A 9,007-nucleotide genomic window follows, 5' to 3' on the forward strand; every position below is an offset into this window, starting at 1 on the left:
AGACAGGCAACTGGGGGGGTTATTGCGGCAATACGTAGCCTTTTTCTTGCACCAGCCGCAGCAGGGCGTCCACCGCATCCGCATCATAGTGACTGCCCCGGCCCCGCTCGATTTCCGTCAGCGCCGCCTCAATACCCAGCGCAGCGCGGTAGGGGCGGTGGGCGGCCATCGACTCCACCACATCGGCCACCGCCAGCACCCGTGCTTCAGGCAGAATTTCGTTACCCTTCAATCCTTGCGGATAGCCGCTGCCGTCCATGCGCTCATGATGCTGGCGGATAGTCTCGGCTACCGGAGCTTCAAACGGCACATCCTTGAGGATGTCATAGCCGGCCTGGGCGTGGCACTTGATGATTTCCATTTCCAGCGCCGACAAGCGTGAGGGTTTGGTGAGAATTTCCGAAGGCACCGCAATCTTGCCGATATCATGCACCAGCCCGATCAGTTCCAGGTCGGAACAGCGTTTGGCCTCCCAGCCCAGTTCACGGGCGATTGCTCCGGCAATCAGTCCTACCCGGCGCTCGTGGCCGGCGGTGTAGGGGTCGCGGAGTTCCACCATGTTGGAAATGGCTTGCAAGGTGGCCTTCATCGAGCCTTCGAGTTGCTGGATGTAGCGGGCGATCTGATCCTCGTTGCGTTTCTTTTCAGTAATATCCTGCACCATGGCGATGGTGGCGGGCAGACCGTCATCCCAGGTGATAACTTTTGCTGTCAGGCCCAACTCGATCCAGGCACCGTCCTTGCGGCGAACCGGGATGTTGGTCGAGATTATTTCACCCTTCTCCTGTAAACGGATCCGGATATCCCGAATATGCTCCAGGTTTGCTTCATCCGGTGAGGTCAGCTCCAGCACTTCACGCCCCAGCACTTCGCCGGACTTCCATCCGGTCAGATCACAGAACCGGGGGTTGACATACAGGAACTTGCTGTCGCGTTGAACGTAAATGCCGCTGACGGTCTGTTCGATCATGCCGCGAAAGCGTTTCTCACTTTCAATGAGTTGTTGCTCGTGGCGTCGGATGTCGGTGAGGTCGGTCCAGGCGATGATCATGTCGTCATTCATGATGGTCATGGAACCGCGAGCAAGGTGGGGTACGTCATCCTTGCCATACAGCGTCAGTTCCGGGGAACTGACAGATTGTCCGTCGATCGCGGCCAGGATGCTGTCTGCCCAGGTCCGCAGCATGGTTTGCCGGACAACGGGGTCCGTAAATGCATTTTCAAACCACAGATCATCGGTTGGGATATCTTCCAGGGAATAACCCAACCAGTCCCGATGCGCCTTGTTGAGGGCGCGAATGGTATGGTTTTTCAGCGAATGGATCTGCATGGGCAGAGGTGAGGACTCAAAAACCTGTTGGAAGCGCAGCTCCGAAGTACTGGCTGCAACTTCGGCCTCCTGTCTGCGTTTATCCAGAAACAGAGTGTTCAGCCCGTACGAAATATCGACCGCCATTTCATTGAGCAGGCGCAACTGATCTTCATCAAAGGTGGAAAGGCCGGTTACCGCATACAGGCCAACGACGCCCATCAGGCGTCCGCCCTGCATCAAGGGCATAGTCGCCCGCTCCGAAATATCTTGTTCATGCAGCCATGCCAGCCAGTTATCGTGAGGGTCATCGGTGCGGTGCGTTGCCGGGGGAATCAGCGTGCTGATGACGTTACCGCTGGTAAAAGCCGGAAAGGCTCGCCCGAACGGGCTGTCGGGGTCGGCCAGGATACCGGATAACTCTTGGAGGTGCCGGTGCGGAATTCCATGAACATGAATCAGCCGCAATGGCATCTGGCCGTTATCGGTCAGGGCAATGAACAGCATCGGGAAGCGGCTGTTGGTCACCAGGGCATCGAATACCCCGGCCAGCAACTCCTCGACATTGGTGCAATACACCAGGGAGCGGTTGGTGGCGCTGAGAATTTCGTACAGCGAGGATAATTGCCGGACTTTCTCGGCATCCCGCAGCCTTTCAATGGTCTCGCCGACATCCCGCGCTACGTTGCGGAGCATCACGGACTCTTCAGGCAGGAACGGTTTCGGTTGCAGATCGTCCGGGTACCAGACCTTGATGATGCCGCACTGTGTGCCGTTGATCTCGATCGGCTGTTCCAGCACCGCTGATGGCGTATTCTCAGGCCAGTGATGGCCAAAGCTCCCCCAAGAGCTGTTCAGGACAGTGTGTGCCTTTTCGGGAAACAGGAATGCCGGCGGCAGCAGCGCGGCCACGCCCGCCAGCCAAGTCTCGATGTTCAGGTCCGGTTTGCGGGATAATTCTGACAGGGCGTTCAGGCAATTCATTTCCTTGAGGCGTTCACCCAGATCCTGGATGAGAGTCTCGCGTTCGGTCAGCATCCGCTGGCGTTCGGTGATGTCCCGCACCACTTGAACGAAGGCAGCTTCGCCCTGGATGGTGTCGAAGGGGGCTACGATGCACACCACGGTGCGCTCCGACAGGGGCAGCGACAGATCAGTTTCAAAGCCGGCGCTATCGCGGGCAAGTCGTGAACAGACAGGACAGTCAGCCGGAGGTATGGCGGATTCATGGAACAGTTCGTGGATGGTGCACCCCACCAGTTGCTCGGCAGGGAGACGGGCATGCAATGCTGCGGCGGTGTTGGCTTGCTTGATGACGCCGTTAGCGGTGATGATCATCACCGGGTCGGGTACGGCATCGTATGTGCTGGCAGCGCGCGCCAGCGCATTGAACGGCTCACTAAGTGTGCTGCGCACCAGCGCCAGATAGACATACCAGTAAGCAAAGATTTTCAGCACATGACCCAGTTGGGGGCCAGCGGCATAAAGATCGACATACCGTGTCAGGGAAAGCTCAGACAGCATCATCATGACGACGGCTGCAGATATGCCCAGATACAAGCGGCGTGACATCAGCAGTCGGTGTTTCCGGAACAGCAGCACGGAGCAGCCCAGCATGGCGATGATGATGTATTCGCTGATGATCTTGAACGGTGTCAGGCCCTGGCCTTCGACAAAAGTCACCGGGAAATGGCCGGTAGCGATCAGCAGCGCCGCAGCCGAGGCGGCAGCGGCGAATCCGATGTGCAGCCAGAGCGGACGTACCTGCCGGCGCAGCATCAGGGTTGATGCCATCAGGGCAGCGGCCTGGAGATAGCGGGCCGCAACCCAGTATTGGGTGGTCGCGCCGCTGTCTACCGGTAAGAGGTTCATGCCCTTGAAGGTCAGCGTGTGAATGAAATCCAGAGCAGCGCACCAGCCGAATGCAATGGCTACGAATATCAGGAAATGATTACGGGTGAAGCGCAGCGACGTGGTGGCGACCGCCATGGCCATGACGGCGATGAGGATGGACATGCCTTCGGCCAGGACGTGGAACACCAGAAAGCCGAAGTAGTGCAGGCCCAGCAGGCAGAGTGCGCTGACCGCGGCAGGCATGCGTAGCGCCAGCAAGGCGAGTAGCCAGACGGGGCGTTCGGTGTCGGCAAGCGCCGAGGTGACAGGATTCATGGTCAACGTCCTTTTTGAGTTCGAACTCCGAATACATCCTTGGAAAGATTACCACACATAAAAACGGGAATTCGGGCAGTCAGTGTCGATTGCTTCTCTGGTTGCGGGGGTAAATTGGGGAAAACCGGGTATTTGCGAAGGGGGTTCGAAATGGTGGGCTCGCAGGGACTTTGTTTCCGTCGCCGGGGGCACTCCCCGCATCGCGTTGGCGCAACCGATTCAGTCTTTACAAGATGTGAGAAGGCAGGCGGAAGGGTTTCAGCCGTCTTTTTGCCTTGGTAAGGCAAAAGAGGAGCTTGTGACAGCTATGCAGATAAAGATTGATGACTTCATTGCGTTCATGGGGCAGCAGGAGGGGATGCGCACCATCAAGCAAATCAACGGGGACCTTCCCAAGGCGGATGATCATTTTGCCACGTTTGAACAGTTGCTGAATGATGGGCTGAACGGCGCATCATCCTGCATGAATGCGGGGTGATGCTATGGTTGGAAAAATCTTCATCAAATGCGGGTATGAGCGCAAAGCTACAGATTCCGCGCCTGAATATGAGTGCCCGAGTTGCCAAGTGGTCTACGCCAAGGTTGAGAAAGCGGCTTTAGGCAGAGAGTTCACCCCCGAGCAACAGCAGGAAATCAAGTCGTGCCCGTATTGCGGAGAGCGGATTCTTGCCGTTGCACTCAAGTGCAAACATTGTGGGTCCGACCTTGGACGGAATGCGGGCAGTAATCGAAAGCAATACGAGCAAGCGGGTTTCGGGGCATTGCTCTTGGGATTACCTGTGGCGGCGGCTGCTTTGAGTTGGGCATGGATTGGCTATATGAGCCTGATTCAGAATCCGGCGCAACCGTTGGCGGTTCTGACGCTGGTGACAGTGCTGGCCACAAGCGCCATGATGGCTTGGGAGATTAGAATATTACCGGAAGAGAGGGTGGCTGGGGCAATTGATGTGGTTTGTCTATGGCTTGCTGTTTTGGCTTGTCAGTTATCCCATATACATGGGTCTACGAGTCAAAAGTGGCTTGAAGGGCCGTATGGGGGGGGCGCTAGCGGTTGTGGTTTTCTTTGTTGGTGTTTCCGGGTCATTGGCAAGAGGCAAGAGGCAAGAGGAACTGCGAGCAGCACAAGAGGCTATTGTGACTGAACATGAGGCCAATGCACGCATGTACAGGCAGCAAGTGGAGAGGCCCGGCGGGAGGCGGAGAGGGAGTTAGAGCGGTTGAGTCATGATTCATCTGTGCTGTAATTGATAGTGGTGGAGGGGGGAAGATCTAGGCCTGAGATGCTAGACTGATCGTCTCCTAATCGAATATTTGCAGGGATGAAATGACCAATTTGGTAAAAGTGCCTGATGAGGTTTCCTGTGTTTGTAGTGGTCCTTCCTCCTTGCGTTTTGGCGTTTTTGACATTACGGGTGGGGGTAGGAAAGCCATTGCGAAACTTGAGCTATCTGTGAACCAAGAGGGCTCTTGCGAGCTCAAAATTTCCAGCGAATCGGAAGAGGCTATAAGTAGAATTAGTGAACTCACAAAAAAAAACCGCACTGAGGGGAGAGCGGAGCAGGCTTCTGGCATTGCTGCCGAGGAGCTTCTCGAAAGAGGAGGCGCGATTTTAAGAGAGATGTTAGTTGCGGATGGTTATGAGGTTGAAGAGCTTCCTGTTGGAGATCATCAGATTTCATTAACGCTGAACATGCGTACCGGTTCAGTCGTTGGTGTGCATGAGGCGTTGCATGAGGCAGTTGGTTCGGGAAGTGAAGACTTAGCCAAGAAAATATTCGACTCCGTTACAGAAGGTATTAAAAGCATCCATGAAAAATTGGCCTCTGAAGTTTTGAGTCATATAGAGCAGGGCAGGCACCTAGATGCTATTACGTTGCTCAGTAATGCATTTGGGGCGGGACAATCTGCATTTCCTGCATCCGCATCTCTGTTGCAAGCACTGCTTTCAGTGGATATTTCCGTTGCAACGGATGATCAACGTCAGGTGATTCTAAAGTGGCGGATATCAGCTGCCGAATTTCTAGGGCGTCATGATGTAGCTGCGAGCGCGGCTGAAGAGTTTCTCTCCAAATGGCGCTCTACGTTGAGTGCAGAGCAAAGCGCCGCAATTCAGATGATCATTGCATCTGGGATGATGAAGCGTGGGAGTAAAGAGTCTGCATTGATGGTCTGGAGGACGTTGCTGGATGCCCCTCAATCGTTGGGTGCTGAAAACCGTGCCTGGGCTTGGAGGAACATATCGGTCACGCTTTTAGTTGATGATCCTGAGTCCATGCGGGCGGCTCGTAGTTCTGCTGATGCGTTTCTTGAGGCCGGAAATAAAGAAGAGGCGGCCAAGAGTTTAATGCAAGTGGCTAAGTGCCTGCTGCACTCCGAGCCGATCCGAGCGCTGGATACAATCGACGAAATTTTGCCGCTACTTGACGAGAGTAATCTCGTATATCGCTCCGTAAAAGCAGCAGTCCTTCATGCCCGAGCGGACCGACTGATGAAGATGGCGCGGTATTCTGAAGCCGCAAGTGACGCTCAGGCAGCCGTGGCTGCTTGGCGAGGCCTCTTGGGTAAAGAGACTGATTTGGTGCACTCCCTTTATTTGGCCTCGTTTGCTGCCGAAAGTGCAGGAAATGAGGCTGTTGGCATTAGTCTTAAGGACGAAGCCGATAAGCTTGCGGCGGCTCTTCCAACCTCTCGTTTTACTTTAGCTAGTCGCCTTTCAGCATTATCGGAGAATTTCAGCGCGCAAGAGGCAAAGCAGCTAGAAGCCGACGCTGAGTGTGAAGGCGACTCTGATGTAAAAGCAGCTGTTCGCCAGATAAGAGCTTTGATGGATACCTCTCTGAGTGAGTCAACCAAGCTTATGCTCCTTGAGGAAGAGCTAAATGATCTGAAGTTGGTGAATACTCATAGCCCTATGGTTCAGTCACTTCAGTGCGCAATTGGCATACAGCTGATGAAGATGTCCCAATTCAAGCGGGCGCGTGAATGGTTTGAAAAGGTTCTTGAAGCAGAGCCTCTAGACATTATTGCCCGTGATCATCTGCTGGGGTGTTTGTGGCAGATGGAGGCGTGGGCAGATGCTGTTTTGTTCCTGAAGGATCAACTTAAATTACACGGAGAAATGCCGGGCCTTTTATTTGCGTACGGACGCTCAATGTATGAGGCCGGTGACATGGTGGGTGCAATTTTTGAGCTTCAAAAGGTATTGGAGCTAGCTGATCCAGCCTCCCATTTAAGCATCAAGGCAAGTGAGATGTGTATGGCGGCGATTAAATTGGTCGGCAAAATTCCCCCCTCAGCACCGAAATCCGATCCGACATTACCGGTTAGTTTGGAGGAGTTCGAACAGGAGCTAAACCGCTTTTCTGTGTTTGTAGCCGGTGCAAAACGTATGGTTTTTTGGACAAAGCCTGACGATGCTGACTATAGCTGGATTACAAAACCGGAACGACAAGCTCAGAATTTGTTGCATACTTTTCTCAAAGCTCGTTTTTTGGAGCGTATAGGCGTCTTCGAGGAAATTGCAACTGGCGCTGGACGTCTCGATATCTATGTACAACTTCATGGCGGTTTGTCAGCCGTTCTTGAGTTGAAGATGTGTGGCTTTGGCTATACCAGCGCCTATGCAGCAGCTGGCGAAGAGCAGATTGTTCATTACATGAGTAATCGACGGACTTCTATCGGATACCTCGTGGTGTTTGATGCACGATTAGAAAACTTTGGAGATGCTTTTGCGGACAAACCGAAGCAAGACTTGCTAACGATCAAGTCTCAATTCATTGATGTGCGGCCACGTGTGAGTACTAGAACGAAAAAAAAGCCTTAGCTCTGATAGAGTCAATCGCGTGCTTGAATGTTGGGGGCAGAAAGGCATATACAGTTCAGTACTAGCCTAAGTGGCATGACACACTGGCTCCTGAAAGGTCGCCAACTGTGTTCAGTTATTGGTTTTTTACTAGTGAAGCGACTTTTCTTACCCGGGCATTACCCTGAAAAACAGAGTGGCAAGATTTTCTTGACTAAACTAGTGATTTGATTGGTGGGCCCGCAGGGACTTGAACCCTGGACCAAAGGATTATGAGTCCTCTGCTCTAACCAACTGAGCTACAGGCCCGCTCGAAGTGGCCGGAGATTATATGCCGGTTTTCGGCAGAACGATAGCGCAAAAACAACCCCTTAGCAGGGTGGTGAAAAACCCTCTGCCGGTCGCTGCCTGATGATGCGACAATAGCACAACATTTCCTGAAATCGACACCCGTCCCATGCGTGGCTCCGACACCCGGCAGGGAAGCCTGTTCAGCTATGTGAACCTGGACAACCGCATTCCCGCCAAACATCCCATCCGCAAGCTTCGGCTGGTCGTGGACATCATCCTTTCCACGATGGACGCCGAGTTTTCATCCCGCTACGCAGATACCGGCCGCCCCTCCATCCCGCCCGAGCAATTGCTGCGCGCCCTGCTGCTGCAAGTCATGTACTCCATCCGCAGCGAGCGGCAACTGGTCGAGCAACTGGACTACAACCTGTTGTACCGCTGGTTTGTCGGGCTGGATGTCGATGACAAGATTTGGGACCGCACCACCTTCTGTGCCAACCGCGACCGCCTGCTGAATGATGACGTTTTGCGCATCTTCTTCGACAAGGTGGTTCATTTCGCCCGCTGGCGCAAACTGGCCTCTGACACTCATTTCAGCGTGGACGGCAGCATGATCGAGGCCTGGGCCTCGCACAAAAGCTTTGTCCGCAAGGATCGGAACAAGTCTGACGATGATAAGGGTCAGGGCGGCCCCGGCGGCGGTCGTAATGCCGAGGTTGACTTCAAGGGCGAGTCCCGCAGCAACGAGACGCATGAGTCCACCACCGACCCCAGCGCCCGCCTGTACAAGAAAGGGAAATTCACCGAGGCCAAGCTGCGCCATATCACACACATCATGAGCGAGAACCGCCATGGATTGGTGATGGATGTCGAGACCACCCCGGCCACCGGAAAGGCGGAGTGGGAGGCCGCCGAGCGCATGGCCCGGCGAACCTTGAACAAAGGCGACACGCTGGGTGCGGACAAGGGCTACGATACGGAGGAACACATCAAGGCGGTGAAGGCTATGGGTGTCAAACCGCATGTCGCCGCGAAGAAAACGGGCAGCGCGATGAATCCGCGCACCGTGCGGAGCAAGGGCTATCAGGCCAGTCTTCGCAAGCGCAAACTGGTTGAGGAGGCGTTTGGCTGGGCGAAGACGGTTGGCGGCTTCCGCAAGACCCGCTTCATCGGGACGGCCAAGGTTCACGCACAAGCCTTGCTGACGTTTGCGGCCTACAACCTGACGCGCATGATGACTCTGTTCGGCTGGCGGGAGGAATTGTTACAGGAGAAGTCCGCCTGTTGTGCATGAAATAGCCGTGGAAAGCTCGTTTTTGAGGCTATATCGGGTGGTATAGGCGAAAAAAGCGTGTACGAAATGAGCTTCCAGCGGATTTTTGCTTTCAGAGAATGCAGGCGGTGGAAATTCAGGGATTTTTCACCACCCTGTTAAG

Annotated in this window: 5 protein-coding genes and 1 tRNA gene; 4 read left to right on the forward strand and 2 right to left on the reverse strand. The window is 54.5% G+C overall.

The window, feature by feature from the left end; translation table 11 throughout:
* Positions 1–19: 19 nt before the first annotated feature.
* Positions 20–3,478: an MASE3 domain-containing protein gene (locus Q7T36_RS05745; RefSeq protein ID WP_304844963.1), complete on the reverse strand. Its 3,459-nt coding sequence runs from the start codon at positions 3,476–3,478 to the stop codon at positions 20–22.
* A gap of 82 nt (positions 3,479–3,560) precedes the next feature.
* Between Q7T36_RS05745 and Q7T36_RS05750 the strand changes: the two genes are divergently transcribed.
* The 3 genes from Q7T36_RS05750 to Q7T36_RS05760 all read left to right on the forward strand — a co-directional run bounded on the left by Q7T36_RS05750 (position 3,561) and on the right by Q7T36_RS05760 (position 7,301).
* The gene (locus tag Q7T36_RS05750) at positions 3,561–3,956 is read left to right on the forward strand and encodes a hypothetical protein (RefSeq protein ID WP_304844965.1); all 396 of its coding nucleotides are present in this window, start codon (positions 3,561–3,563) and stop codon (positions 3,954–3,956) included.
* A 4-nt stretch (positions 3,957–3,960) separates the two neighbouring features.
* Complete coding sequence (locus Q7T36_RS05755) at positions 3,961–4,620, forward strand: hypothetical protein (RefSeq protein ID WP_304844967.1); 660 nt, start codon at positions 3,961–3,963, stop codon at positions 4,618–4,620.
* Positions 4,621–4,802: 182 nt separating this feature from the next.
* On the forward strand, positions 4,803–7,301 hold the full coding sequence (locus tag Q7T36_RS05760; protein ID WP_304844969.1) for a M48 family metallopeptidase: 2,499 nt from the start codon (positions 4,803–4,805) through the stop codon (positions 7,299–7,301).
* 211 nt (positions 7,302–7,512) lie between these two features.
* On the opposite strand, the gene Q7T36_RS05765 is transcribed toward Q7T36_RS05760, so the two are convergent.
* Positions 7,513–7,589, reverse strand: a tRNA-Ile gene (locus tag Q7T36_RS05765).
* A gap of 148 nt (positions 7,590–7,737) precedes the next feature.
* Here Q7T36_RS05765 and Q7T36_RS05770 point away from each other — a divergent pair.
* Positions 7,738–8,865, forward strand: coding sequence for an IS5 family transposase (locus tag Q7T36_RS05770; protein WP_304844971.1), 1,128 nt, complete (start codon positions 7,738–7,740; stop codon positions 8,863–8,865).
* The last annotated feature ends 142 nt before the right edge of the window (positions 8,866–9,007 follow it).

This window comes from Fluviicoccus sp., from assembly GCF_030646115.1.
Classification (GTDB): domain Bacteria; phylum Pseudomonadota; class Gammaproteobacteria; order Pseudomonadales; family Moraxellaceae; genus Fluviicoccus.

What these genes read in the sequence shown, in the direction of transcription:
- Q7T36_RS05755 (WP_304844967.1), top strand. Translation starts at nt 3,961, where the DNA reads ATGGTTGGAAAAATCTTCATCAAATGCGGGTATGAGCGCAAAGCTACA.
- Q7T36_RS05770 (WP_304844971.1), top strand. Translation starts at nt 7,738, where the DNA reads ATGCGTGGCTCCGACACCCGGCAGGGAAGCCTGTTCAGCTATGTGAAC.
- Q7T36_RS05745 (WP_304844963.1), bottom strand. Translation starts at nt 3,478, where the DNA reads ATGAATCCTGTCACCTCGGCGCTTGCCGACACCGAACGCCCCGTCTGG.
- Q7T36_RS05760 (WP_304844969.1), top strand. Translation starts at nt 4,803, where the DNA reads ATGACCAATTTGGTAAAAGTGCCTGATGAGGTTTCCTGTGTTTGTAGT.